Genomic DNA, 23,732 nt, shown 5'->3' with positions numbered 1-23,732 from the left:
GGCTTCCCCACAAACTCTGGATAAATGGAGTTCGCCGATGCGCGAAGCGATGCAACTCGTCCCTATGGTCGTTGAGCAGTCGAATGGTGGAGAGCGATCGTTCGACATCTATTCCCGCCTGTTGCGCGAGCGAATCATCTTTCTCAATGGTGAGGTGAACGACACGGTCTCCGCGCTGGTCTGCGCCCAGATGCTTCTTCTCGAAGCGGAAAACCCGAAGAAACCCATCCATCTCTACATCAATTCGCCGGGCGGCGTAGTGACCAGCGGTTTCGCCATGTACGACACCATGCGCTACATCCGGGCGCCGGTGCATACCTTATGCATGGGGACCGCACGCTCCATGGGTTCGTTTCTGCTGATGGCCGGTACGCCGGGACAGCGGGCAGCCTTGCCCAATGCCAGCATCCTCGTGCACCAGCCATCGGGCGGTTTTCAGGGCCAGGCGTCCGACATGCAAATCCACGCCGAGGAGATCCTTCGCACCAAGCAGCGCATGACGCGGCTCTATGCGGAACATTGCGGACGGACCTACGAGGAGTTCGAACGCGCCATGGACCGGGACCGTTTCATGACGGCCGAGGAGGCTCTGGAGTGGGGGCTGATCGACACCATCCTCAAGGTTCGCGACGACGGCGAGCCGGTGGCCGCCGGCGGCTTTGCTCTCTGACGGTCGGTCTCTGTCGGCGGGCCATCTGCCAAGGACGGATGGTCCGAGCCACGAAACCGGCTGAAGGCGCTCCCCTGCCAAAGGAGTGTTGCCCGACGTTCGAATCGCCTGACGCAAAAAAATCTTCGCGTGCGCGATCCGTTTCGCCTCTTCGCTGCGTCTTTGCTGCATCTGCAACGAAGGAGAAGCACCATGACCACTGCACCCGTCACTCTCGTCAACGTTCTGAAGGTCGAACCCGGCAAGCAGGCGCAGCTGATAGCGCTTCTGAAGCGCAACATCGACACCGTCATCCGCACGCTCGATGGCTGGCGGACGAGCCGGCTGATTGCCGCCAGCGACGGCACAAGTGTCATCATCTATTCGGAATGGGAGACGCCCGCGGCCGTCGAGGCGATGCGCGCCGATGCCAGGATGAAGGCCTATTTCCCACAGATCCTCGAACTGGCGAGCCTCGAATCGGTCGTCGGCGAGGTAGTCCTCAGCGATAACAGGTGACGCTGCACGGTAGTCCGCTGCCAAGACCGGTTGCGATCAGTCAGGCAGCGGACATTTTCTTTCGTCCACGCTATCGTCCGAACCAGACGCCTGGAGATATCCCGATGGAACTCGATACCATGAATGCGGAAGACTTCGAGGATCGGCTGAGGGAACTCCGGCCGCGGCTGCACCGCTATTGCGCGCGCATGACCGGCTCGGCCGTGGATGGCGAGGACGTGCTGCAGGACACGTTGATCAAGGCCGTGCAGGCACGGGCGGATGGCGTGAAAGTGGACAATCTCGAAGGCTGGCTGCTGCGCATCGCCCACAACACCAGCCTCGATTTTCTGCGCCGACGGTCCCGGCACAAGATCATCCCGCTTTTCGATGACATGGAAGACGCGCCGCTGCCCGATGCGGACATCGTCGCGGTCGGCTATCAAACCTTCCTGCAGCTGCCGGAACTTCAGCGCTGCGCCGTGATCCTGAAAGATGTGCTCGGCCATTCGATCGAGGAAATCGCCGATATCGCCGACTGCACGCCGGCGGCGGCCAAGTCGGCGCTGCAGCGCGCCAGGGTGGCGCTCCGGCAGCTGGCCCAACGCCCGGAAGATATGCGGCTGCCGCTGATGTCCGATGCGAGCCGGCAGAAAATGGCAAGCTTCGTGCGCTTCTTTCAAGGCGGAGACTTCGATGCCATCCGCGCCATGCTGGCCGACGATGTGAAGCTTGAGCTGGTCAACAGGCTGAAGCTGGAGAGCCGGGAGGGAATCGGCCGCTATTTCACCCGCTACGCGCAGGAGACGCGGTGGCGTTTTGCGCTGGGGGCGATCGAAGGGCGGCCGGCCATGCTGGTTTTCCACAGTGTCGGCCCGATGGAAAAACCGGCGCATTTCGTCGTTCTCGACTGGCGCGGCGACGAGATCGCCGCGATCCGCGATTTTCTCTTCGCCCCCTATGTGCTTGAAACCGTCGACTGGGTTCGGCTCGCTTGAGCTGCGGGAGAGCGGCTCTCTGCCGATTGAGGGGCGGTTCTTCGCCAAGTGTTGACGGTTCCGCGCTACTGCTGAACCTTCGCTGGTGTCGGCAGCCGTTGGCTCTTGGCAGGTTTTCCTGGCCGGTCTCGCACCGGCGCCGGGCATCGCAGCGGGGGGGACTGGTTGCGATCTGGGGAGAGGCAGCATGAGTTTGGCGAGCGACGCGCGTTTCTGGGACCGGACGTCGCGGCGATACGCCAAGGGCACGATCGCGGACCCGGCCGCCTATGAACACACGCTCGACCGCACCCGCGCCTTGCTTCTGCCCGATGACCGGGTGCTTGAACTCGGTTGCGGCACGGGAACGACGGCGTTTCGGCTGGCGGGCGATGTGCGCGATTATCTTGCGACCGATTTTTCGACCGAGATGATCGCCATTGCTCGGGAGAGATATGCCGTCGACCTGGTTCCGAACCTCGCCTTTCGCACCGCGACGGCCGAAACGCTTGCGGCCGAATGCGGTCAGTTCGATGCGGTGCTGGGCTTCAACTACCTGCATCTCGTGCGCGACCTGCCCGCCACGCTCGACAACATTCACACCCTGCTTGCCTCCCGGGGGGTGTTCATCTCCAAAACACCCTGCGTCGGCGACATGAACCCGCTCGTCCGGCTCGTGCTGCTGCCGGCGATGCGGGCGGTCGGCTTGGCGCCCTATGCGGGAGCCTTCAGTGCGGCCGAACTCAGCCGGCACATTGTCGCTGCCGGCTTCGAGCTTCTGTCGGCGGAAAATCACGCATCGGCGAGCAACGACAACCGTCCCTACATCGTCGCCCGCAAGCGCTGAAGACCGGAGCGGCGGCGCGGCCCCGGTCTTGATGCGTCCTAGACGCGCGCAGCCGGTTCGGCGGCATGTGCCCGATGCAGCAGGCTGATAAACGCCTCCGCGTCCGGGATCGCCGTCGAGCCGATGGCGCTGACGGCGATGCCAGGCGTCCAGGAATTGAGCACCGCAGCGCCGGAGAGCGTCTTCAGCCGGTCGAGGGTGATTTCCTCCTGCCGCTGCGGAACACCGAGACGTTCGAGTTGCCGCTGGACCGTGCCCATCATCGTGCCGGTCAGCATCTCGGCCTTGGGCCAGATGACGGCTTGGCCATCCCAGAAGACCAGGTTCCAGATCGTCGCTTCACTGAGGTGCCCTCGACGGTCGATGAAGGCGTCGTCGTCGTAGCCCTGCCTTATCGCCTGATGCAGGTAATAGGTCTTGCCGGATTCTCCGACGTGCTTGATGGTCGCGAGCGGGCGTTCGTGCTCGACGACGGCGAGCCTGAGCGGTCCCTTCGGCCCGTTGGAGGGCGGGCCGCTGCGCACGAGGACCGAGAGGTCTCCCTGCATGCTGTCGGCGGTGAACTCGCCGTCCGGCGAATATACCGTGACGGTCAGGGACTGGTCGGCCGGGCCGGCGTCGACCGCGGCCCGGATGCGGGCGCGCAGGGTTTCTTCGGGCACGGCACGGCCGAAAAATTCGATCGACGCGCCGTGCAGGCGCTTGAGATGCAGGTCCAGGCCCTTGATCCTGTGGTCCCGGACCTGGATCGCCGTGAAGTGCGCGAAGCCGGCGAAGGCGAGCGCAGTCAGCTCCGCCGCGTCGGCCGGGCGGCCGTCGATTGCTGCCGGATAGTGGTGGGTTTCGGTCGCCATGATTTTGCTCCTGGGTGCGGTTTGCATAAGGGAGCCATAGCCTTAAGGTCTGACAGCGCTGTCAGAGTCAAGGGTGTGTTGAAGGGCGCTTTCAAGGGTGATTGCATGAAGATCGGCGAGCTGTCGAAACGCACCGGCGTCAGCATCCGGATGCTGCGCTACTACGAGGCGGAAGGTCTGTTGAAGCCGGAGCGCACCGAAACCGGCTATCGTGATTATGACATGGCGGAGGTGCGCACCGTCGAGCGCATCAAGCTGCTCGGGGCCGGCGGCATGACCCTTCCGACCATCCTGCAGTTCCTGGCCTGCGTGCGCGGCGAGGGGCCGATTTTCGAGCCCTGCGACGAGTTGCGCGTGACGTTGCGTCAGCAGATCCGCCTCGTCGAGGAAAAGACGGAAAAGCTGGCGCAGAACCACAATGTGCTGACGAGCTTCCTGGCCGAGATCGGCGAAGGTTGAGCCGCCCGCCGAGCCGTCGTTGTTGACGTTCAACGCTTGCGCGACAGGATCGATACCAGCGCCAGTCCGCCGATCACCGAGACGTGCTCCAGCGCCACGGTCATGTCGCGGAAGGCCTCTTCGCCCTGCTTCAGCCAGAAGGGATGGGCGATCGGGACCGTCAGCATGGTGAAGACGGCGAGCGCGCCGGCAGCAAGCCAGACCCAGCGGTTGAGGATGATCAGGAGAGAGGCGCCGATCTGCAGGATCAGCGTCGCCGTATTGAACAGCCATCCTGGCGTCAGGCCGAAGCCTTCCATGACCGCGGCGTTGGCGTTGAAGTCGAAGAGCTTGGCAAGGCCGCTCGACCAGAAGACGAGCGTCAGCAGCACGCGGGCGAGGATGCCGAAGGCGCGCGAATCGAGAATCCTTGCGATAGGGCCGGACATCGGATCATTCCTTCCTTGCTGTAAGGAGGGAGGCGTTGCGCGCGCTTGCACTTGGCAATGCCGGCCCGGTGGCGAGGCCTGCGAGCCAGTCGGCGGCGTACGATGCGCCGCCGGGCTCGGCGATGCCCGCGGATGCGGTGCCGGTCCCGGTATTTTCAGTCTTCATCTGGTTTTTGAATGCCACGTCGGCCCCCTTGTCCTATTGAACCGACGGGGTTTGTAGAAGCTCAACCACGCTTGAGGTCAAGAAAACGGCGATGTGACAAATTGGCTGCCTCCGGTGGCTTCGCGTCGATCAATAGTTAGCTATTGCGCTAAGTATTTGCGCATGATACTTAGCCTTATGGAACAGTATTCAGACCGATTGGACGTGATCTTTCAGGCGCTCGCCGATCCGACCCGGCGTGCCGTGCTTTCGCGGCTCGGCGGCGGTCCGGCGAGCATCAGCGATCTCGCCAGACCCTTCGACATGGCCCTGCCTTCTTTCATGAAGCACATCCACTTCCTCGAGGGCAGCGGGCTCATCCGCACGCACAAGCAGGGCCGGGTGCGCACCTGCGCGATCGAGAAGGCGCAATTCGCTGCAGTCGAAACCTGGCTCTCGGCGCAGCGCGCGCTCTGGGAAGGCCGTGCCGACCGGCTGGAAAAATTCTCCACTGAACACGAGGAGGAACGACATGACCCGCTCTCCCGATCCTGAACTCGACCTGACGATGGCCCGCGTCATCAAGGCGCCACGCGCGACCGTCTGGCGCGCCTGGAGCGATCCCACGCGGCTCGAACAATGGTGGGTTCCCGAGCCGGCAAGATGCAAGGTGATCGACATGGATCTCAGGCCCGGCGGCAGCTTCGTAACGCGGATCAGCGAAGGCGGCGGCGCTTTCGTGCCGCATATCGATGCCTGCTTTCTCGCGGTCGACGAACTCTCGCGCATCGTCTTCACTGACACGCTGCTTGCCGGCTGGCGCCCGGCGGAAAATGCCTTCATGACGGCGATCATCACCCTCAGCGATCATCCTGGCGGTACGGAGTACGCCGCCCATGTGATGCATCGCAGCGGCGCGGACCGGAAGATGCACGAGGAGATGGGCTTTCACGACGGTTGGGGAACGGTCGCCGAGCAACTGGCCCGGTTCGTCGAGCAAGCCCACTGAGGAGCCGATCCCATGCGCAACATCGTGCTGCAGATGATGACGACGCTCAATGGCCGCCTGGACGATCCGCTTGCCTGGATGGGCACTGTGGTCGAGGAACAATACCGGGCGATCGACCGCCTTTACGCCGGCTACGACACGGTTCTGGTCGGTCGCACGACCTATGAGGAGATGGTCGGCTACTGGCCGGGCGCACTGAACGACGAGGCGGGCGGCGAGACCAATCGGCTGATGGCAGGGCGCATGCACGACTATCGCAAGATCGTGTTCTCCCGCACCGGTGAGCAGGCAATCAGCCCCTGGCACAATGCCGAGCGGGCGGTGGTTCCTGATGATGCGGCGCTCTCGCGCTTCCTGACCAGCCTGAAGGCTGAACCCGGCCGGGATATCCATCTGTCCGGCGGCGCGAGCCTTGCACAGACGGTGATTGGCCTCGGCCTCGTCGATCGCTACCACTTCTTCGTCTACCCGGTCGTATCGCCGGGCGAACCATGGTTCGCCCGGCTGCACGACAAGAACGAGCTGCGGCTGATCGGCAGCGAGCACTACGACAACGGCGTCGTCGGGCTTCACTACGAGACGGTGCGCGACACGAAGTCGGCGCGCCCGAAAAGCTTCTCGGAGCTCATTGCCTAAAGCAATTCCAGGAAAAGTGCGTAGCGGTTTTCCGTCCGGGATTGCGCCAGCCAAACGAGCAATTCCAGGAAAAGTGCGTAGCGGTTTTCCGTCCGGGATTGCGCCAGCCAAACGAGCGAATTCCAGGAAAAGTGCACAGCGGTTTTCCGTCCGGAATTGCGTCAGCAAGACAGGCCAATTCCAGGAAAAGTGCACAGCGGTTTTCCGTCCGGGACTGCGCGGCTTGTAAGTTCACTCCCCGGCTTGCAGGGTGGCGAGCAGCCGGTCGTAGGTCGGCGCCAGCAGGCGCAGGCTTTCGGCCGCCTCGGCATCCCTGCGCAGGACCAGCGGATACTGCAGCGCGCCGATCAGCCGTGCCTGCTCGCCGGCGATCGCGGCGGATTTGGCAAGGCCCGCCCGCGCCAGGCAGGATGCCGCGTCGCCGGCGCGGCGGGCGCCAACGCGAACGGCGAAGTGCACGAGGTGAGCCCGCAGGTTCTTGTCGCAGTTAGCTTCGATCCGAGCAGCGAGCGCTTCGGCAGCGTCGGCATTGCCAAGGCTGCCCACCGGCACCAGCCGGTCCGTGGTCATCGAGAGCCAGTGGATGGCGGCCGGCACCGAGGCGCGAATTGCCTCGATCTCGCTCACGTCGGCGACGCGCGAGAATCCCCATCGCATGGTGTAGGGGTCGCCATAGCTCAGCGTCTCGGCGCCCCAGGCCGTCATGAAATCGTGGAGCGGCAGAGAGGCGTAGGGATATCCTTGCGGGTCGTGCATCAGCACGCGCGTCTCGTCCACTGCGAGGACCACGACGTAGTGATCGGCCTCGATCGGTCCAGTCATGCCCGGCTGGTGCCGCAGATGCCCCATCTCCACCGGGCCGACCCAGACGGGGCCATCCTTCAGTGCCGAGCGCAGGCGGGAGAGCGCGTCCTCGGGCTCGCCGCCGCTGCTGACCTGCGATGTCCAGCCGAGCGCCTTCAGCGCGCCGTCGAACCCGGCCTCCGGATCCCAGCCATAGGGATCGAAGAACGGCAGCGTGCCGCCGACGATCTGCATGCCGAAGGGACTGCCGGTGGCAAGCTCTATGGTCGAGGTCGAGGGTGCAGCCTCGCCGAACATCATCGCGAACGAGTTGGCGTAGCAATAGGGGCCGGAACCCACATAGGAAAAGTGCTGCATCGGTTGATCCTTCAGTAATCGAGGGGAGGAGAAATCGGGGGAGGAAGTGATTGGGACGTGCGGGGATTGGCTTAGCGCACGATGGGGTAGGCGACATCGAAGCGGGCGCTGCCGCTGCCGGGATAGATTTCGTAGGGGCTGCCGAAGCAGCTGAGGTCGTCGCTTTGCTCGAACCAGGCCTCGATCGCGTCATAGACGCGAAGCACGGCCGGAAAGGTCTCGAACGGTTCGGCCACGGCGAGGAACGCCTCGCGCCCCGCCGGCTGGAGGCGGATGCGCAGATCGCCTGTGGGTTCGAGACTGCCGTCATAGCCGATCGCGACCTCGACGAGACCCTTGCCGTCGTGATTGACCGGCTCGTGGAAATGCAGCGTCATCGGCCCGTCGTCGCTCTTGCCCGATTGCGCAAGATAGCCGCGGATCTCCGTTTCGGCGCTTTCGGTGAAGGCCTCGAGCGCATCCACCGTCACATGGTTTTGGCGATAGACGATTTTCGAAGGCGCGACGTCGCGCACGGCAACGGCCCTGACAAGCGGATCGTCGCCGCCGCTCGATTGCCGGATGATGGCCTCCACCAACTCGCGCTGATCCTCGAGCCGCTTGCTCTGCACCTCCAGCCAGGCGCGAAGCTCCGTCAGGCGAACGTCAGGCTGAAGATCGATCAGCCGCGCGATCCGGGCGATCGGTAGGCCCAGCTGCCGCAGCCGGGCAATCAGCCTGGCGCGGCTTGCCTGCGTGGCGGCGTAGTAGCGGTAACCGGTTATGGGATCGACATGGGCAGGCACCAGCAGGCCCTGCTCGGCATAGAGCCGGAGCGCCTTCGGCGACAATCGTGTGGCGGCGCCGAAGCGGCCTGCGAGGAAGTAGGAATCGGTCATGAGAGCAGTCTGGGGCCAGCCCCAGGGGCGAGGTCAAGGGGCATGTTGCCGTCTTTCCGGTTGAAGACCTCCCGGAGTGGGTGACCGCTCCGGGAGGGGCAGGGCTATCGAATTTTGCGCCGGTCGAGAAACGCCAGCGCCAGCAGCGTGATCGCCGCCATGCCGAGGCAATAGCCGACGAGCGGCCAGGCCGTATCGCCACCAAGCAGCAGCACGGCGCCAGTGCCGACAAGGCTGACGATCAGGCTCTGGATCGAGAAGTAGAGCGCCACCGCCGTCCCGGCGATGGCATCGAAGGCCTTGAGCGCCCCATTGGCGGTGACCGAGGCGGTCATGACGATGCCGAAGGCGATCACCCACATCGGCAGCACGAAGCTCTCGAACGACGGAGCGGCCAAGACTTCGCCCGCGCCAAGCAGCAGCCCGCCGAGGATGATCAGGGCCATGCCGCGGGTCAGGCAACCGGCGGTCCCGTAGCGGGCGACGAAGCCCCTGGCGAAGCGCGTGGCGATGATCATCACGACGGCAGCGGTCGCGAAGGCCAGGCTGAAGCCCAGCTGCGAATAGCCGGCGCGATCGATGAGCAGGCGTGGGGCGGTGGAGAAGAACACGAAAAACGCGCCCATCGCCGTGCTGAAGCCAAGCGTGTAGGTCCAGAAGGCACCACTTGTGAGCATGGGCATGAAGCTCGGCTTTGCCGGTGCAGCGGCGTCGGGCCGGGTTTCGGACCAGCGCGGCAAGGCCTGGCCGAGTGCGGCAAGGCCAAGAACGCTAAGCGTCACGAAGATCGCTTGCCATCCGAAAGCGCCTGCGATCAGCGCGCCGGCGATCGGCCCGAGCGCCGGTACGAAGGAGAGCATGGCGCTGAAGAGGCCATAGATGGTCACGCCTTCCGGACGCGCGCCATAGACATCGCGCACGGTCGCGAAGGTCGCGACCAGGGCGGCCGAGGCGCCGGCCGCCTGGACGAGCCGCAAGGCGACGAAGACCGGCGCCGAGGTGGTTGCCGCCAGTCCCAGCGACGACAGGGCAAACAGCGTCGCGCCGCCGAGAAGCACGGGCCGGCGGCCGAAGCGGTCGGACAGCGGGCCGAACAGCAGCTGGCCCAGGCCCAAAAGCAGCATGTAGAGGCTGAGCGTGAGCTGGACGACTGCCGGCGACGTGCCGAGGATGGCCGGCATGTCGGGCACGACGGGCAGGTAGATGTCCATGGCGAGCGACGTCAGGATGTCGAAGGGCGCCATCAGCAGAAGGGCTGCCGGCAGCGAGTAGGGCCAGGTGGGGGAATTACGATCGGGCATGATGATACATCCGCGCAAATGAAAACATTCGGCGGCGATCTGCCACTTCATCAACTGTTCTGAGTGTGAGCCGACAGACGCCGCAACAACTTATTCAACCGTTGTTGCGGCTTACCTGGTTGCTGACGGGTCGGTCCTCATCTGCGGCTCCTATGGCGGCTCTCCAGCGATAACGCCAAGCCAGCCGAAATCTCATGCCGGCATGTCCTATCATCGGGATTTCCGGACGGCAACTGCTCGCTCAGCTATCAGCCTCGGCCGCGCCCGGCATCACCGCCAGCCGGTTCTCGACGCTGGTGACGCCGATCACCGATGCTGCGACATCGCCGGCGCAAGCGATGTCGGATGCCTGCGCCACATGGCCGGAAAGCACCACGATCCCGCCGAGCGCCATCACCGAGATCTCGCGCGTATCGATCATCGCCGCATACTGGATGTAGCGCAGCACCTTGTCGGCGAGCGCATCGTCGATGAGATGCGGATCGTCGTCTTTGTGCGCGTAAATGGACTTCTCTGTCGGCATGGCTCGTTCCTCATGCTGTTTCGGAACGCCTGCGGCCGGGGAATGTTCCCCTCTCTCTGCCAGCTGTTCGCGCGCTTGCGGCGCGGGTGCGAACAACGTTATTGCTGGCAGGATCACTCCAGGAGCGGGAAGAGGAAAGCATCTGCGGTCTTCCGCCCGGCTCCCGCTCACCTCATGACAACCGACCCCGAAGATCTTGGATCGATCCGCTCCAAGGTCATCGTGATCCAGGGCCCGCGCATGTCCGACATCTTCCAGAATGTCCTGCCCATCTTCATCCTGATCCTTGCCGGCTGGTTGCTGGTGCGCCTGAAGTACCTGAAACCGGCCGTCGGCGAAGCGCTGGGCGATTTCGTCTTTCGCGTCGCGGTGCCCATCCTGTTGTTTCGCACGATTGCGGAAGCGGATTTCAAGGACGGTTCGCCCTGGCCGCTCTGGGTCGCCTATTTCTCCGGCGTCGCGGTGACCTGGACGTTGGGACACGTGGCGGCGACGCTCGTCTTTAAGCGGGATGCGCGCATGGGCGTTCTCGCTGGCGTCTCCTCCGCCTTCGCCAACACGGTCTTCATCGGCCTGCCGCTGGTGTCGCGCATCGTCGGCGAGGAGGGCATCGTTGCGATCTCGATCCTGCTTTCGGTGCATCTGCCGGTCATGATGATCGCGGGCACGCTCCTGATGGAGCGTGCGGAGCGGCGCGCCGGGGGCAAGCCGGGGCAGAGCCCGCTGCAGCTCCTGGCCGGCGTCGCCCGCAATCTGGTGCGCAACCCGTTGGTGATCGGTCTTGCCTGCGGTGCCGCCTTCCATCTTGTCGGCCAGCCGCTTGGCGGTCCGGTCAAGACCGTCGTCGATCAGCTGGCGTCGATGGCAGCACCCGCGGCGCTGATCTCGATTGGCATGGCACTGGATAAATACGGCCTTGCCGGCAATCTTGGGCTCGCCTCGGTCACGAGCGCCTTGAAGCTCGTCGTCATGCCGGCGGTCGTCTATGCGAGCTGCCACCTGCTCGGCCTTAACGACAACTGGACGACGGCGTTGGTGCTGACGTCGGCCGTTCCGACGGGTGTGAACGCCTGGTTGATCGCTAACCATTTCAATGTCGGCCATGGGCTGGCGTCCTCGACGATCACGCTGACGACCGCGCTCGGCGTCGTCAGCGTTTCGGTCTGGGCCTATCTGCTGATGTGATTGTCGCACTTTCCGGCAAACTGTTTCGCCGGAGAGGGGGATCCGTCTCAACGTTCCGTGCGCGACATCCGTCGCTGTGCCCGAATACGAAAAGGCCCGGCGCGAGCCGGGCCTTTTGCAATAGGGTCGTTTCCGACCGCTGAACTTATTGCGCCGGTGCCGGCTGGCCTTCGGCCGGCTTGGTCTCGGTTGCCGGGGCTTCGGCCGGCTTTGCACCTTCGGCGCCAGCAGCCGGCGCTGCTTCGCCGGCAGCCGGTGCGGCTTCGGCAGAACCGGCAGATGCGTCCGGCAGTGCTGCCGGAGCGTCGGCCTGCTCGCGCAGCCAGGCAATCAGGTTGGCGCGCTCGTCGGGCTTCTTGACGCCGGCAAAGCCCATGGCGGTACCCGGAACGTGCTTCTTCGGTGCTTCGATGAAGTAGCTGAGGTGGTCGTAGTCCCAGACGACCTTGCCGCCTTCGGCAAACGTCTTCATGCCGGCCGAGTAGCTGAAGCCCTCATGCGAAGCGATCGGGCGGTTGACGAGGCCCCAGAGGTTCGGACCGACTTTGTTTGCGCCGCCCTTGTCGGCGGTGTGACAGCTTGCGCATTTCTTGAACACGGCTTCACCGGCGGAAGCATCGGCCTTGAGCAGCAGCGGCTTGATGTCGACTTCGACTTCTGCGGCACCGCCGGCACCGGCTTCAGACGTGCCTTCTTCGGCGACGATCGTAAAGCCTTCCTTTTCGGGAGCTTCGGAATGGAAAATGCCTTCCGATGCAATGGACACGGACATCAGAACGAAGACCGTTCCCAGAAAGGCGCCCACGCCCATGTTCACATATGAATTCATCTGCAAACGCTCCCTTTGCCACCGGCGCAAACAAAAACCCGGCCTATCTTGAAATCGCGCGGAACCTATGTCTTTTGGCTCTGCGTTGCAACAGTGATTATCGGCCCCTAACTGAGACTTATTGACACTTTCGGCGGGGTTTTTGAAGGCCAGATCATGAATCGCGAAAATTCAGGTAAAGTCATCGTGCTCATTCCGGCGCGCATGGCGTCGACACGCCTACCCGGAAAGCCGCTCGCCGACATTTGCGGCCTGCCGATGATCGTCCAGGTAGCGACCCGGGCGCAGGAAGCGGACGTCGGCCGCGTCGTCGTTGCCGTCGACGACCAGCAGGTCTTCGACGTGGTGCGCGAGGCCGGCTTCGAAGCGATCATGACCCGCGTCGACCACCAGTCCGGTTCCGACCGGATCTACGAAGCGCTGCAGAAGGCCGATCCGAACGGCGAAGCCGAGTTCGTCATCAACGTCCAGGGTGACCTTCCGACGGTCGAGCCGGCCTCGATCCGCGCGGCGCTGAACCCGCTCGAAAATGCCGCCACCGATATAGCAACACTGACGGTGGCGATCACCGAAGAGAGCGAGAAGACCAACCCGAACATCGTCAAGGTCGTCGGTTCGCCGCTTTCGGACACGCGCCTGCGCGCGCTCTATTTTACCCGCGCGACCGCGCCCTATGGCGAAGGCCCGCTCTATCACCACATCGGGCTCTATGCCTATCGCCGCCAGGCGCTGGAGCATTTCGTCTCGCTTCGGCCCTCCGTGCTCGAGCGCCGCGAATCGCTGGAGCAGCTGCGTGCGCTCGAAGCCGGCATGCGCATCGATGTCGAGATCGTCGATTCGGTCCCGCTTGGTGTGGACACGCCGGTGGAGCTGGAAAAGGCCCGCCACATCCTGTCCGCCCGTAACCGCTGATATCAGAACCTGAGAAGGACGCTACCGTGACCGCCAAGACCAACAGGATTTCCTTCCAGGGCGACTATGGCGCCAATTCCGACATGGCCTGCCGCGACATGTTCCCGTCGATGGAGCCGCTGCCTTGCCAGACCTTCGAGGATGCCTTCGTCGCGGTCGAGAACGGCGACGCCGATCTGGCGATGATCCCGATCGAGAACACGATCGCCGGCCGCGTCGCCGACATCCATCACCTCCTGCCGGAATCGCGGCTGCATATCGTCGGCGAATACTTCATGCCAATCCGCTTCCAGCTGATGGTGCTTCCGGGTGTCACCCGTGATGAGATCCGCACCGTGCACAGCCACATCCATGCGCTTGGCCAGTGCCGCAAGATCGTTCGTTCCAACGGCTGGAAGCCGGTCGTCGCCGGCGATACGGCGGGTGCGGCAAAGCTCGTTTCCGAAAAGGGCGACCGCTCGATGGCAGCGCTCGCGCCGCGACTGGCCGCCGATCTCTATGGCCTCGAAATCATCGCTGAAAATGTCGAGGATACCGAGAGCAACGTCACCCGCTTCGTCGTGCTGTCCCGCGAAGAGCAGCGCATATCCCGGACCAGCGACGAAGAGCTGATGATCACCACCTTCGTCTTCAATGTCCGCAACATCCCGGCAGCGCTCTACAAGGCCATGGGCGGTTTCGCCACCAACGGCATCAACATGACCAAGCTCGAGAGCTACCAGCTCGGCGGCCGGTTTGTGGCGACGCAGTTCTATGCGGATATCGAAGGGCACCCGGACGACGTCGGCGTGCGCCACGCCATGGACGAGCTGCGTTTCTTCTCCGAAAAGGTCCGCATCCTCGGAACCTATAACGCACACCCGATGCGCGGCGTTCTCTGAGCAGATCCGCTCCGGCGCCAGACTTCTGAGAGAAAAGCCTGCGCAGGCAGGCGCCGACCGCCTCCGGCTAAGCCGTGGGGCGGTCGCTTTCGTTTGCCCGCAGCTTTGCCCTCAGCTGGAGGATGCAGGTCACGAGTGCGCCTGATTTCTAATCAAAATAAAGCCTATGGTTGCGGTTCTTTTGCGCCCTGTATTCGCGGGTCTGCCATCTGGCTAAGATTTTTACAGCTTCATGCTTAAGTCCTGCGCGTTCCGTCCGCGATCATTCTCCGAGGGAATCATTGGTTTCGCCACGCCCTACGGGGGCGAAAGTGGCAAAAGTTCGTTAACCGGCTACGCGTCTGGTGCATGCCTAGTTTGCAATCGTGGCGCTACACAAATTTTAGGCAAATGCCTATTTGACGCTCGTCAAGTAAGGAGTTTTAAAAATGAAGATCCGTCAGAAGATCATGGAATATGCGAAGACCCGCCGTGCGATCCGCGAGCTGAACGCTCTCGACGATCACGCACTGAGCGACATTGGTCTGTCCCGTTCGCAGATCCAGGCCGCCGTTTACGGCCGTTAATCCATACCATTCGCGCATCCCGCCGCTTCAGGCTGGCGGGATGCGCGCCGCCTACCCTCTCGCTTATGAATCGTAGAGGCAGACGCGCAGCCGGTGACCATCCGGATCGAGCGCGACGAAAGTCGGACCGAAATCCATCTCGGTCAATTCCTGCGCAATCGGCAGGCCTTTCCCCTTCCAATCTTCGTAATGTGCGCGCACCGCGCTCTCGTCCTCCACCATGAAGGCCAGTTCCGATCGGCTGCCCGATGCCGCCGGCTCCGGCGAGACCGTATGTTCGGCCCAGAGCCCGAGGGTGAAACCGCCCGGCAGCTCGAAGGACGAGAAGGTCTGGTAGGCGACCTGCGGTTCCTGCGCGAGAACCCCCCGGTAGAACGTCACGCTTGCGAGCGGATCCTTGACGTAGAGAACGATGAGATTTGCCTTGGCCATGGTTTTCCTCCTTGTTGCGGGAGTGCCAAGGCTAGGACTGGCCGCTGCCAGTTTCTGTCAGCATCGGCGCATGTGCGCCCGTCAGGAGCCGACCGTCTGGCGTTTTGATGCCGACATGTTCTGGCTCGCGCGCCAATCCTTCATCAGCACCTGCCGGCGGCGGGGATAGCGCGCCTCGGTCACCGCCATCCGCTGCATGCGGTCGGCGCGAAAGTGCCGGAAGTCCAGGCGCAGCTCGCACCAGGCCATGACCATGCGCACGTTTTCGAAGAAGCCGAGCGCAAAGGGCCAGATGGTACGCTGCGTCGCGCTGCCGTCATTGTCGACGTAGTCGAGCTCCACCTTGCGTTCGTTGCGGATCGCGCGCCGGAGTGCCGCGATGTCGATGCCGTTGGTGGCCGGCGGGCTCGGGCCGACGAGCAGGGTCGAACTGTCCAGTTCCTCGCGAAGCTCGACAGGCAGCACGGCGGCGATCTTGGCGAGCGCATTGGCGGCAGCACCGGCGAGATCGTCGTCGGTGCGCTTGGAGACCCAGCGCGAGCCGAGCACCAAGGCTTCGATCTCCTCGGCGGAAAACATCATCGGCGGCAGCATGAAGCCGGGTTTCAGCACATAGCCGAGTCCCGGCTCGCCCTCGATATCGGCGCCCTGGGCCTGGAGGCTGGCGATATCGCGGTAGAGCGTTCGGAGGCTGACACCGGTTTCTTCCGCCAGCCTCTGGCCGCTCACCGGCTGGCGGTAGCGCCGGAGCACCTGCAGGAGGTCGAGCAGCCGTTCGGAGCGGGACAAGGCCGGTCTCCTCTAGAGCGCGCCTACGCCCGCTCGCCCCAGGCGAGCCAGTCGCGCATCAACTGGTGTGCGATCGCACCCTTCGGCGGCGGAATATGCGCGTCGCCGGTGTCGGCGACCCCGGTCGAGCGTTCGAGCATCGCGGTCGTTTCCTCGCGCGTGAACCAACGCACGTCCTCCAGCTCCTGTTCGTCGCGCTTGATGATGGTCGATTTCGCCTCGGCATAGCAGCCGATCATCAGCGTGTGCGGCATCGGCCAGGGTTGCGAAGCATGGTAGCGCACCCGGCCGATATGAATGCCGGACTCCTCGAGGGTTTCGCGGCGCACGGCGTTTTCGATCGTCTCGCCCGGCTCGACGAAGCCGGCAAGGCAGGAATACATGCCCGGCGCGAAATGCGGGCTGCGACCGAGCAGGCAGAGATCGCGCTCAAGGTCGATCGTCATCATGATGACGACGGGGTCGGTCCGCGGGAAGACCATGTGGCCGCAGGCGGTGCAGATCCGGCGGTAGCCGCCGGACTTGCCTTCCATCGGGCCGGCGCAGCGGCCGCAGAAGCGGTTGTTGGCGTTCCAGGTAATCAGGCTCGAGCCTTGCGCGAACTGGCCGAGCAGTTCCTCCGGCAGCATCTGCTGGCGATAGAGGGTGCGGCCATCGGCGATCTTGAAGGGCTCGGTGATCGTCTCTTCGGTGAGACCCGTCGGCACGGCCAGCCGTGGCTCGCCGTTCGCGAGGTAGCCGAGCAGGATCGTCTCGTCGAGAACGGGCTCGAGGCCTTCGAGCTCATAAGGCGCAAACAGCGGGTCGATGATCTTTTCGTCATGCTTGACGATGAGCTTCGCTCCGGAGAAGGCGAGGAAGTGCGCACCGGGGTGCTTCAGCGCCACTTCGACGCAATCGTCGGCCCGGTGTTCCGACTGGCGATCCAGATGATTCTCCGAGAAGGCGACGAGGGTGCTTGGCTCTGGATGCGGGCTGCGAAGGTCAAAGATCGATTTCGTCATGTTCAGAGGTTTTCCAGAATGCGGGCTGCAAAGGCCTGATGTTCTTTCTCGTCCCACGGCTCCGCCCTGCCGAAGCCCCAGACCGGCCCCGGCCAGTTCGGGTCGCCGTCGCTGCGGGCGATGATATGCACATGAAGCTGCCGGACGATGTTGCCCAACGCGCCAATATTGATCTTCTCGGCGCCGGTGACCTTCTTCAGCGCTGTTGCCGCCATGGTCGTCTCGAAGGTCAGCATCGTCTGGTCGAGCGGGGTGAGGTCGAAGATCTCGGAGATGCCTTCACGCTGCGGAATGAGCACGAGCCAGGGCCAGCGGCGGTCGTTCATCAGCCGCATCTGGCAAAGCCCGATCGAGGCGATCGGAATGCCGTCGCGTTCGAGCCGCTCGTCGAGGGTGAAGGTCGTCAACGGGTTCTCCTTGGCTATTGAGAATGGCGGATTCGCTTTGTTTTGCATATCGATATCAGTTTTTTGATGGCTTGGCTTGCATTTGCTTTCGATATTGCCGATATGGAAGCCGGGAGGTTGGTGGTGGACGAGCCACTCGCCAACCGGGTCAGGTCCGGAAGGAAGCAGCCCCAACGAGCTCCGGCACGGGTCATCGTGCCAGCCTCCCACCTTTTCCGTCCTGTCGGGACAAGAGTTCGAACAGCGGCAGGGTCGATGAGCGACGATACGTCCATTTCATCCGTTGAGAAACCAGCCGCCTACCGTGTTCTGGCGCGCAAATATCGCCCCAAGGATTTCTCCGACCTGATGGTCGGACAGGAACCGATGGTGCGCACGCTCACCAACGCGTTCGAAACCGGTCGCATCGCCCAGGCCTATATGCTGACCGGCGTGCGCGGGGTCGGCAAGACCACCACCGCCCGCATCCTCGCTCGCGCGCTGAACTATAAGACGCCGGATATCGACCGGCCGACGATCGACCTGCGCGTTCCCGGCGAACATTGCCAGGCGATCATGGATGGACGTCATGTCGACGTCATCGAAATGGACGCCGCTTCGCACACCGGCATCGACGATATCCGCGAGATCATCGAGCAGGTCCGCTACCGCCCGGTTTCGGCGCGCTACAAAGTCTACATCATCGACGAAGTGCACATGCTCTCGACCCAGGCTTTCAACGGCCTGCTGAAGACGCTCGAAGAGCCGCCGGAGCACGTGAAGTTCATCTTCGCCACCACCGAAATCCGCAAAGTGCCGATCACGGTTCTGTCGCGCTGCCAGCGCTTCGACCTGCGCCGCATCAGCGCATCGGATCTCGTCGGCCTGTTTTCGACGATCCTCGGCAAGGAAGGCGTCCCCTTCGATCCGGAGGCGCTCGCCATGGTCGCCCGCGCCGCCGAAGGCTCTGCCCGAGACGGCCTGTCACTGCTCGACCAGGCGATCGCCCACGGCGGCGGTGCCGTCGAGGTGGAGACCGTACGCTCGATGCTCGGCCTTGCCGACCGCGCCCGCATCGTCGATCTGTTCGAACACGTCGTCAAAGGCGATGTCGCCGCGGCCCTCGAGGAATTCACGGCTCAGTATGAGGCCGGCGCCAACCCGACGGTCGTCTTGACCGACCTTGCCGATTTCACCCATCTCGTCACCCGAATGAAATACGTGCCCGAGGCGGTCAACGACCAGTCCTTGAGCGAGATCGAGCGCACCCGCGGTGCTGCTTTCGCCGAAAGCGTCGCGGTCACCGCGCTGTCGCGCATCTGGCAGATGCTGCTCAAGGGTATTCCGGAAGCCGAAAGCTCGTCGCGCCCGGCGGGTGCCGCCGAAATGGTGCTGATCCGCCTGGCGCATGCGGCGCATCTGCCGGCGCCGGAAGAGGCTGCGCGGCGCTTGCTGGAGCTTTCCGGCAATGAAGGCGGCGGCGCTCGTCCTGGACCTTCGGGTGGAAGCGGCGGCGGCGCTCAGGCCCAGGCTTCCGTGTCCGTGTCGGCCCAGGCATCGCAGCCGATGCCGGTGCAACGCCCGACGAGCAATGGCGCGACCATGCTGCGCGCCGTGCCGGACGTAGCACCCCAGGCGGTTGCCGTCGGCCGCATCGAAGAACGCCCGATGGCGGCGCCTGCGGCCAAGCCGCAGCCGTCGGTGCCGGTCAATTCGATCGCCGACATCGCCGATCTCTGCGCCAAGAACCGCGACATCAAGCTGAAGACGCTCGTGCGCGGTTTCCTGCGGCTCGTGCGGATCGAGCCCGGTCGTCTCGACGTCAACGTCTCGGACGACGCGCCTAAGACCCTGCTTGGCGAAGTTGCGGTCAAGCTCAAGGAATGGACCGGTATCCACTGGATCGTCAGCTACAGCCGCGAGGCCGGCGAGCCGACACTGATCGAGGCGGAACAGCGGGCGCAGGAGCAGCGCGTCAACGACGCACGCCAGGATCCCGATGTCGCCGCCATTCTCGCCCGGTTCCCGGGCGCCAAGATCACCGACGTGCGCATTCGCGCCGTTGAAGAAGAGGTCGAGAGCCAGGCTCCGGCCACAGCCGAATCCGCCGACGGCGATATCGTCCCTGGCGACGACATCGAATAATCCCGTCTGCGAGCAGAAACAGAAGAACAGGAGACGACGATGCGCGACATCATGGGGATGATGGGCAAGGTCAAGGAAATGCAGGCCAAGATGGAGAAGATGCAGGCGGAAATCGCCGCACTCGAAGTCGACGGCACCTCCGGCGGTGGCCTCGTCATGGTTCGCCTCGACGGCAAGGGCACCCTCAAGAGCCTGAAGATCGATCCCTCGCTGTTCAAGGAAGACGACGTCGAGATCCTCGAAGACCTGATCGTCGCCGCCCACAAGGACGCCAAGGACAAGGCCGAGGCCGTGCAGGCGGAAAAGACCCGCGAGCTGACCGCCGGCCTGCCGATCCCGCCCGGCATGAAGCTGCCGTTCTGATCGCTTCCAGGCGTTAAGTTCAGGAAGCGGGCGGTCTTGCCGACCGCTTCCTTTGCATGCCGACGATGAGAGCCGCCGGATGCCGCGTTGACGGCGTTTCGAAGGCGATTCCGTTTCGGGCCGATATGGGCTAAAAGCGCCGCATGGCAAAACGAGTCACCGGCCCCGAAATCGAAAAACTCATCCAGCTCCTGGCGAAAGTCCCGGGGCTTGGGCCACGCTCCGCACGGCGTGCCGCCCTCCATCTCGTCAAGAAGAAGGACCAGTTGCTGGGTCCGCTCGCCGACGCGATGGGCGAAGCGCACCGCAAGGTCCGCATCTGCTCTTGCTGCGGCAATGTCGATACGATCGATCCCTGCACCGTCTGTTCCGACGAGCGTCGCGACCACTCCGTGCTCATCGTTGTCGAGGACGTCTCCGACCTCTGGGCGCTGGAGCGCGCCGGCGCGATGAACGCCGCCTATCACGTGCTCGGCGGCACGCTCTCGCCGCTCGACGGCGTCGGTCCCGACGACCTCAACATCAAGGGCCTGGTGCAACGCGTCGCCAATGGCGGTGTGCGCGAACTGATCATCGCCGTCAACGCCACCGTCGAGGGCCAGACCACGGCGCACTACATCACCGACCAGCTCGAAGGCATGGAGGTGAAGATCACCCGGCTTGCCCATGGCGTGCCCGTCGGTGGCGAGCTCGACTATCTCGACGAGGGCACGCTGGCAGCTGCCCTTCGTGCCCGCACGTCGATCTGAAGGGATGCCGATGCGTTTGAAGTCTCTGGTTCGTTCGCTGTTTTCCGGTCGTGCAGAGGGAGGCAATCTCCGTGCACACCTCCTCGCCGCCGTCGCAGCGTTCCTCGCTCTCAGCCTCCCCGCCCACGCCGCCACCAAGGCCGATGTGGAGGCGCAATTCCGCACCTGGTTGCAGAATGACCTGTGGCCGGAAGCGAAGAAGGCGGGCATTTCGGCGGGATCCTTCAAGGCGGCGTTTTCCGACGTGAAGCTCAACTGGGATCTGCCGGATCTGGCGCCCCCCGGCTTCCCGAAGCCGAAGGAGCAGAAGCAGAGCCAGGCGGAGTTTTCCTCGCCCGGAAACTACTTCTCGGAAAAGCGCCTGCAGGGGCTCGCCGGCACCGGCCGCAGCCTGGCGTCCACCCATGCCTCGACGCTCAAGAAGATCGAGCGCACCTATGGCGTACCGGCCCCGGTGATCGTGGCGATCTGGGGCAGGGAGTCCGGCTTCGGTCGCGCCAAGATCCCCTATCCGGTGGTCGATGTGCTGGCGACCAAAGCCTTCATGTCGACGCGGCCGGACCTCTTTCGCCGCGAGCTGATCGCGGCGCTGCACATTCTCGACAGCGGCGACGTCGACGAGGCGGCGATGCGCGGCTCCTGGGCCGGCGCGATGGGCCAGCCGCAGTTCATGCCGTCGAGCTTCCTGCAATACGCCGTCGATTTCGATGGCGACGGCCGCCGCGACATCTGGAATTCGGTGCCCGACAGTCTGGCGTCGATCGCCAATTATCTCGTCAAGAAGGGCTGGCAGCGCGAGCGTGACTGGGGCTTTGAGGTGTCGATCCCGGAAGCGGTCTCCTGTGCGCAGGAAGGCCCGGATCTCGCCCAACCCCTGTCGAATTGGGCGAACAAGGGCATTACCCGGATTTCCGGCAAGGCCTTCCCGTCGCACGAACTGTCGGCATCCTCGATGATGCTGGTGCCGGCCGGCCGGCACGGGCCGGAGTTCATCGTCACGCCGAACTTCTACGTGCTCAAGGAATACAACAACTCCGACCTCTACGCGCTGTTCATCGGCAACCTTGCCGACCGCATCGCCACCGGCGGCGGCGCCTTCCGCGGCACCTGGGGCGACGTCGGCAACATGCTGCGTTCGGACGTTCTCAAGATGCAGAAGGCGCTGGTTGCCAAGGGTTACGACGTCGGCAAGGTCGATGGCCTTCCCGGCTACAAGACGCGCCGCTCGCTCGGCGACTGGCAGGCAAAGAGCGGCCTTGCCGCCACCTGCTTCCCGGATGCCTCGCTGAAGGCGAAGCTGCGGTAAAGCCAATTGCAGCCGGAGGCGCCGGCGTGCCGATTGCCGAAACGAAAAAGGCCCCGGTGACGGGGCCTCTTTCGTCGCATGATCCCCATGTCGGCGCAAGAGCCGGCAACAGTACCTAATGCATGTCCACATTCACCTGTCGCTTGTAGCGCTCGTAATGCGTCGGGACGATCGTCTGGCGCTCGATCATCCGGTGCACCCGCGGTGGTGTCTTGCCGCTATGCAATGCCGTCAGCCGGTCGCCGACGGCGGCGTCGGCCTGGGTGCGGCGCTGGTTGTGGCGCACATATTCGACCCAGGTCGGCACGTGATAGGTCTCGGTCCAGGTGGTCGGGTTTTCGAGGTCGCGCATCAACGCCCAATGTCCCGCCCCGTCGCGAATGCGGATGCGCCGCCGTTCCGCCATCGTCGTCAGGAACTCCGGGATATCGTCGTCGGCGATCTCGTAGTCGATCATGATGACGATCGGGCCGCTGCGCGGCTTCAGGTCCAGTTCGAGCGGCGGCTCGTTGAAGCGGTTGAGCGGATCGAGGTTGAGCGAGGTGAACTCCGGCAAGGGCAGGCGGAAGCCGACCACGACCCCGGCGAACATCAGCAGACAGGAGCCCATCAACGCGTTGGCCGCGCCATATTGCTCGGCGGCCGTACCCCAGAGCCAGCTGCCGCCGGCAATGCCGCCGAAGGTCATGGTCTGGTAGAGCGACAGCGCCCGGCCGACCACCCAGCGCGGCGTCGAAAGCTGCACGGTGGTGTTGAACAACGACAGCGCCAGCACCCAACAGGCGCCGGAGATAAGCAGCACGAGACAGCTCAGCCAGGCATAGGTGCTCCAGGCCGTGATCGCGGCGCTGGCGGCAAAGCCGGTAAAGGCGATGCGCACGATCGCCTCGCTCGAAAGCTTCTCGCGCAGCCGGGCAGAGAGCAGCGCCCCGCCGATCGCGCCGAGGCCGAAGGCGCCGAGCATCAGGCCGTATGTGAGCGGCCCGCCCTGGACGAGGTCGCGGGCAACGAGCGGCAGAAGCGCGAGGATGGCGCTCGCCGAAAGGCCGAAGAGGAAGCCGCGCAAGAGCACCTTGCCGATGTTGGGCGACATCGCGACATAGCGCAGGCCAGCCGAAATGGCGCGACCCAGCGTCTCGCGCGGCAGCGTGTTCGTCGGCACCTCGCGACGCCAGCGCACCAGCGCAAAGAGGATGGCGAAATAGCTGAGCGTGTTGGCGAAGAAGGCCGCCGCCGCGCCGAGTGCCGCAACGATGGCACCGCCGATCGCCGGGCCGACGCTGCGGGTGATGTTGAAGCCCATGCTGTTGAGCGCGACCGCCGCCGGCAGGTCTTCGCGCGGAACTATGTCGCCGACCGATGCCTGCCAGGACGGGTTGTTGAGCGCCGTGCCGCAGCCGATGAGGAAGGTGAAGAGCAGGAGCAGCCAGGGTGTGATCAGCCCGACATAGGCAAAGATCGTCAAGAGTGCCGAGACGAAGAGCATGAAACACTGCGCCACCAGCATGATCCGCCGCCGGTCGAAATTGTCGGCAAGCGCGCCGGAGACGAGCGAAAAGAGCATGATCGGCAGTGAGGTGGAAGCCTGCACCAGCGCCACCATGTTCGCTGATGAGGAAATGGAGGTCATCAGCCAGGCGGCGCCGACCGATTGAATGAGGCCGCCGAAATTGGAGGCGAGGCTCGCGATCCAGATCGTGCGGAAGATGTCGTGCTTGAAGGGGGCAAGCGGCGAAATACGGGTGGGCACCTCGTCTTCTCTCTTCGTTTCTTGATTGTCGTCTCGAAGCGGTTCGTTACCTGTTATAGGCCGGGCAACG

At 64.0% G+C, this 23,732-nt stretch carries 29 protein-coding genes and 1 other RNA gene; 17 read left to right on the top strand and 13 right to left on the bottom strand.

What is annotated here, in order from left to right:
• Nucleotides 1–37 precede the first annotated feature (37 nt).
• The 4 genes from JVX98_RS21680 (at nt 38) to JVX98_RS21665 (ending at nt 2,971) form a co-directional block, all read left to right on the top strand.
• Nucleotides 38–670 carry an ATP-dependent Clp protease proteolytic subunit gene (locus JVX98_RS21680; RefSeq protein WP_192448204.1) on the top strand — a complete coding sequence of 211 codons (633 nt, stop codon included), beginning with the start codon at nt 38–40 and terminating at the stop codon, nt 668–670.
• A 192-nt stretch (nt 671–862) separates the two neighbouring features.
• On the top strand, nt 863–1,168 hold the full coding sequence (locus JVX98_RS21675; RefSeq protein WP_205237384.1) for a putative quinol monooxygenase: 306 nt from the start codon (nt 863–865) through the stop codon (nt 1,166–1,168).
• Nucleotides 1,169–1,272: 104 nt separating this feature from the next.
• The gene (locus JVX98_RS21670) at nt 1,273–2,145 is read left to right on the top strand and encodes a sigma-70 family RNA polymerase sigma factor (protein WP_205237383.1); all 873 of its coding nucleotides are present in this window, start codon (nt 1,273–1,275) and stop codon (nt 2,143–2,145) included.
• A 187-nt stretch (nt 2,146–2,332) separates the two neighbouring features.
• Nucleotides 2,333–2,971 (top strand): bifunctional 2-polyprenyl-6-hydroxyphenol methylase/3-demethylubiquinol 3-O-methyltransferase UbiG, encoded by a 639-nt coding sequence (locus JVX98_RS21665; protein WP_205237382.1) that lies wholly within the window; start codon nt 2,333–2,335, stop codon nt 2,969–2,971.
• Between the two features lie 38 nt (nt 2,972–3,009).
• Here JVX98_RS21665 and JVX98_RS21660 read toward each other — a convergent pair whose 3' ends face one another.
• On the bottom strand, nt 3,010–3,825 hold the full coding sequence (locus tag JVX98_RS21660) for an aminotransferase class IV family protein (protein ID WP_205237381.1): 816 nt from the start codon (nt 3,823–3,825) through the stop codon (nt 3,010–3,012).
• Between the two features lie 105 nt (nt 3,826–3,930).
• Between JVX98_RS21660 and JVX98_RS21655 the strand changes: the two genes are divergently transcribed.
• Nucleotides 3,931–4,284 (top strand): MerR family transcriptional regulator, encoded by a 354-nt coding sequence (locus JVX98_RS21655; protein WP_205237380.1) that lies wholly within the window; start codon nt 3,931–3,933, stop codon nt 4,282–4,284.
• A gap of 29 nt (nt 4,285–4,313) precedes the next feature.
• Here JVX98_RS21655 and JVX98_RS21650 read toward each other — a convergent pair whose 3' ends face one another.
• Both JVX98_RS21650 and JVX98_RS21645 read right to left on the bottom strand, forming a co-directional pair.
• On the bottom strand, nt 4,314–4,712 hold the full coding sequence (locus JVX98_RS21650; RefSeq protein WP_192448199.1) for a DoxX family protein: 399 nt from the start codon (nt 4,710–4,712) through the stop codon (nt 4,314–4,316).
• A 4-nt stretch (nt 4,713–4,716) separates the two neighbouring features.
• Nucleotides 4,717–4,896: a hypothetical protein gene (locus JVX98_RS21645; RefSeq protein WP_205237379.1), complete on the bottom strand. Its 180-nt coding sequence runs from the start codon at nt 4,894–4,896 to the stop codon at nt 4,717–4,719.
• A 159-nt stretch (nt 4,897–5,055) separates the two neighbouring features.
• Here JVX98_RS21645 and JVX98_RS21640 point away from each other — a divergent pair, with 159 nt between their 5' ends.
• Genes JVX98_RS21640 through JVX98_RS21630 form a run of 3 tightly spaced genes read left to right on the top strand, consistent with a single transcriptional unit; the run spans nt 5,056 to nt 6,502 of the window.
• Nucleotides 5,056–5,412 carry a helix-turn-helix transcriptional regulator gene (locus JVX98_RS21640; RefSeq protein WP_205237378.1) on the top strand — a complete coding sequence of 119 codons (357 nt, stop codon included), beginning with the start codon at nt 5,056–5,058 and terminating at the stop codon, nt 5,410–5,412.
• Entirely contained in the window at nt 5,390–5,866 is a 477-nt protein-coding gene (locus tag JVX98_RS21635; RefSeq protein WP_205237377.1) for an SRPBCC family protein, read from the top strand. The genes JVX98_RS21640 and JVX98_RS21635 overlap by 23 nt, the downstream gene beginning before the upstream one ends.
• A 12-nt stretch (nt 5,867–5,878) precedes the next feature.
• Complete coding sequence (locus tag JVX98_RS21630; RefSeq protein WP_205237376.1) at nt 5,879–6,502, top strand: dihydrofolate reductase family protein; 624 nt, start codon at nt 5,879–5,881, stop codon at nt 6,500–6,502.
• A 231-nt stretch (nt 6,503–6,733) separates the two neighbouring features.
• On the opposite strand, the gene JVX98_RS21625 is transcribed toward JVX98_RS21630, so the two are convergent.
• The 4 genes from JVX98_RS21625 to JVX98_RS21610 all read right to left on the bottom strand — a co-directional run bounded on the left by JVX98_RS21625 (nt 6,734) and on the right by JVX98_RS21610 (nt 10,365).
• A complete protein-coding gene (locus tag JVX98_RS21625) occupies nt 6,734–7,663 on the bottom strand; it encodes a hypothetical protein (RefSeq protein WP_205237375.1) in 930 nt (309 codons plus the stop codon).
• 71 nt (nt 7,664–7,734) lie between these two features.
• A complete protein-coding gene (locus tag JVX98_RS21620) occupies nt 7,735–8,541 on the bottom strand; it encodes a MerR family transcriptional regulator (protein WP_205237374.1) in 807 nt (268 codons plus the stop codon).
• A gap of 104 nt (nt 8,542–8,645) precedes the next feature.
• Entirely contained in the window at nt 8,646–9,842 is a 1,197-nt protein-coding gene (gene cml / locus JVX98_RS21615; protein WP_205237373.1) for a CmlA/FloR family chloramphenicol efflux MFS transporter, read from the bottom strand.
• 241 nt (nt 9,843–10,083) lie between these two features.
• The gene (locus JVX98_RS21610) at nt 10,084–10,365 is read right to left on the bottom strand and encodes a BON domain-containing protein (RefSeq protein ID WP_205237372.1); all 282 of its coding nucleotides are present in this window, start codon (nt 10,363–10,365) and stop codon (nt 10,084–10,086) included.
• A gap of 240 nt (nt 10,366–10,605) precedes the next feature.
• Here JVX98_RS21610 and JVX98_RS21605 point away from each other — a divergent pair, with 240 nt between their 5' ends.
• Nucleotides 10,606–11,550, top strand: coding sequence for an AEC family transporter (locus JVX98_RS21605; protein ID WP_205239500.1), 945 nt, complete (start codon nt 10,606–10,608; stop codon nt 11,548–11,550).
• Between the two features lie 145 nt (nt 11,551–11,695).
• Here JVX98_RS21605 and JVX98_RS21600 read toward each other — a convergent pair whose 3' ends face one another.
• Nucleotides 11,696–12,379, bottom strand: coding sequence for a cytochrome c family protein (locus JVX98_RS21600; RefSeq protein WP_192448190.1), 684 nt, complete (start codon nt 12,377–12,379; stop codon nt 11,696–11,698).
• A 156-nt stretch (nt 12,380–12,535) separates the two neighbouring features.
• Between JVX98_RS21600 and JVX98_RS21595 the strand changes: the two genes are divergently transcribed.
• The 3 genes from JVX98_RS21595 (at nt 12,536) to JVX98_RS21585 (ending at nt 14,738) form a co-directional block, all read left to right on the top strand.
• Nucleotides 12,536–13,291: a 3-deoxy-manno-octulosonate cytidylyltransferase gene (locus tag JVX98_RS21595; RefSeq protein WP_205237371.1), complete on the top strand. Its 756-nt coding sequence runs from the start codon at nt 12,536–12,538 to the stop codon at nt 13,289–13,291.
• A 26-nt stretch (nt 13,292–13,317) separates the two neighbouring features.
• Nucleotides 13,318–14,172 (top strand): prephenate dehydratase, encoded by an 855-nt coding sequence (locus JVX98_RS21590; RefSeq protein ID WP_192448188.1) that lies wholly within the window; start codon nt 13,318–13,320, stop codon nt 14,170–14,172.
• A 428-nt stretch (nt 14,173–14,600) separates the two neighbouring features.
• A complete protein-coding gene (locus JVX98_RS21585; RefSeq protein ID WP_064817013.1) occupies nt 14,601–14,738 on the top strand; it encodes a DUF1127 domain-containing protein in 138 nt (45 codons plus the stop codon).
• A gap of 63 nt (nt 14,739–14,801) precedes the next feature.
• Here the strand turns inward: JVX98_RS21585 and JVX98_RS21580 are convergent, their stop codons facing one another.
• The 4 genes from JVX98_RS21580 to JVX98_RS21565 all read right to left on the bottom strand — a co-directional run bounded on the left by JVX98_RS21580 (nt 14,802) and on the right by JVX98_RS21565 (nt 17,418).
• Nucleotides 14,802–15,170, bottom strand: a complete 369-nt coding sequence (locus tag JVX98_RS21580) for a VOC family protein (RefSeq protein ID WP_192448187.1) — start codon at nt 15,168–15,170, stop codon at nt 14,802–14,804.
• An 81-nt stretch (nt 15,171–15,251) separates the two neighbouring features.
• A complete protein-coding gene (locus tag JVX98_RS21575; protein ID WP_205237370.1) occupies nt 15,252–15,959 on the bottom strand; it encodes a YafY family protein in 708 nt (235 codons plus the stop codon).
• Between the two features lie 23 nt (nt 15,960–15,982).
• The gene (nudC, locus tag JVX98_RS21570) at nt 15,983–16,963 is read right to left on the bottom strand and encodes an NAD(+) diphosphatase (protein ID WP_205237369.1); all 981 of its coding nucleotides are present in this window, start codon (nt 16,961–16,963) and stop codon (nt 15,983–15,985) included.
• A gap of 2 nt (nt 16,964–16,965) precedes the next feature.
• Entirely contained in the window at nt 16,966–17,418 is a 453-nt protein-coding gene (locus JVX98_RS21565; protein WP_205237368.1) for an HIT family protein, read from the bottom strand.
• 64 nt (nt 17,419–17,482) lie between these two features.
• Between JVX98_RS21565 and ffs the strand changes: the two genes are divergently transcribed.
• From ffs to JVX98_RS21540, 5 genes are all read left to right on the top strand, one after another.
• Nucleotides 17,483–17,580, top strand: an RNA gene (gene ffs, locus JVX98_RS21560) — signal recognition particle sRNA small type.
• Between the two features lie 45 nt (nt 17,581–17,625).
• On the top strand, nt 17,626–19,494 hold the full coding sequence (locus JVX98_RS21555; protein WP_205237367.1) for a DNA polymerase III subunit gamma/tau: 1,869 nt from the start codon (nt 17,626–17,628) through the stop codon (nt 19,492–19,494).
• A 39-nt stretch (nt 19,495–19,533) separates the two neighbouring features.
• Nucleotides 19,534–19,857: a YbaB/EbfC family nucleoid-associated protein gene (locus tag JVX98_RS21550; protein ID WP_205237366.1), complete on the top strand. Its 324-nt coding sequence runs from the start codon at nt 19,534–19,536 to the stop codon at nt 19,855–19,857.
• A 143-nt stretch (nt 19,858–20,000) separates the two neighbouring features.
• Nucleotides 20,001–20,606: a recombination mediator RecR gene (gene recR / locus JVX98_RS21545; RefSeq protein WP_029742358.1), complete on the top strand. Its 606-nt coding sequence runs from the start codon at nt 20,001–20,003 to the stop codon at nt 20,604–20,606.
• Between the two features lie 10 nt (nt 20,607–20,616).
• Nucleotides 20,617–21,912 carry a lytic murein transglycosylase gene (locus JVX98_RS21540; protein WP_205237365.1) on the top strand — a complete coding sequence of 432 codons (1,296 nt, stop codon included), beginning with the start codon at nt 20,617–20,619 and terminating at the stop codon, nt 21,910–21,912.
• A gap of 115 nt (nt 21,913–22,027) precedes the next feature.
• Here the strand turns inward: JVX98_RS21540 and JVX98_RS21535 are convergent, their stop codons facing one another.
• Nucleotides 22,028–23,662 carry an MFS transporter gene (locus tag JVX98_RS21535; protein ID WP_205237364.1) on the bottom strand — a complete coding sequence of 545 codons (1,635 nt, stop codon included), beginning with the start codon at nt 23,660–23,662 and terminating at the stop codon, nt 22,028–22,030.
• Between the last annotated feature and the right edge of the window lie 70 nt (nt 23,663–23,732).

It is taken from the genome of Ensifer sp. PDNC004 (assembly GCF_016919405.1).
GTDB lineage: Bacteria > Pseudomonadota > Alphaproteobacteria > Rhizobiales > Rhizobiaceae > Ensifer.
Note: the sequence above shows the minus strand (reverse complement) of the source record. Positions and strands in the feature narration are given on the sequence as shown.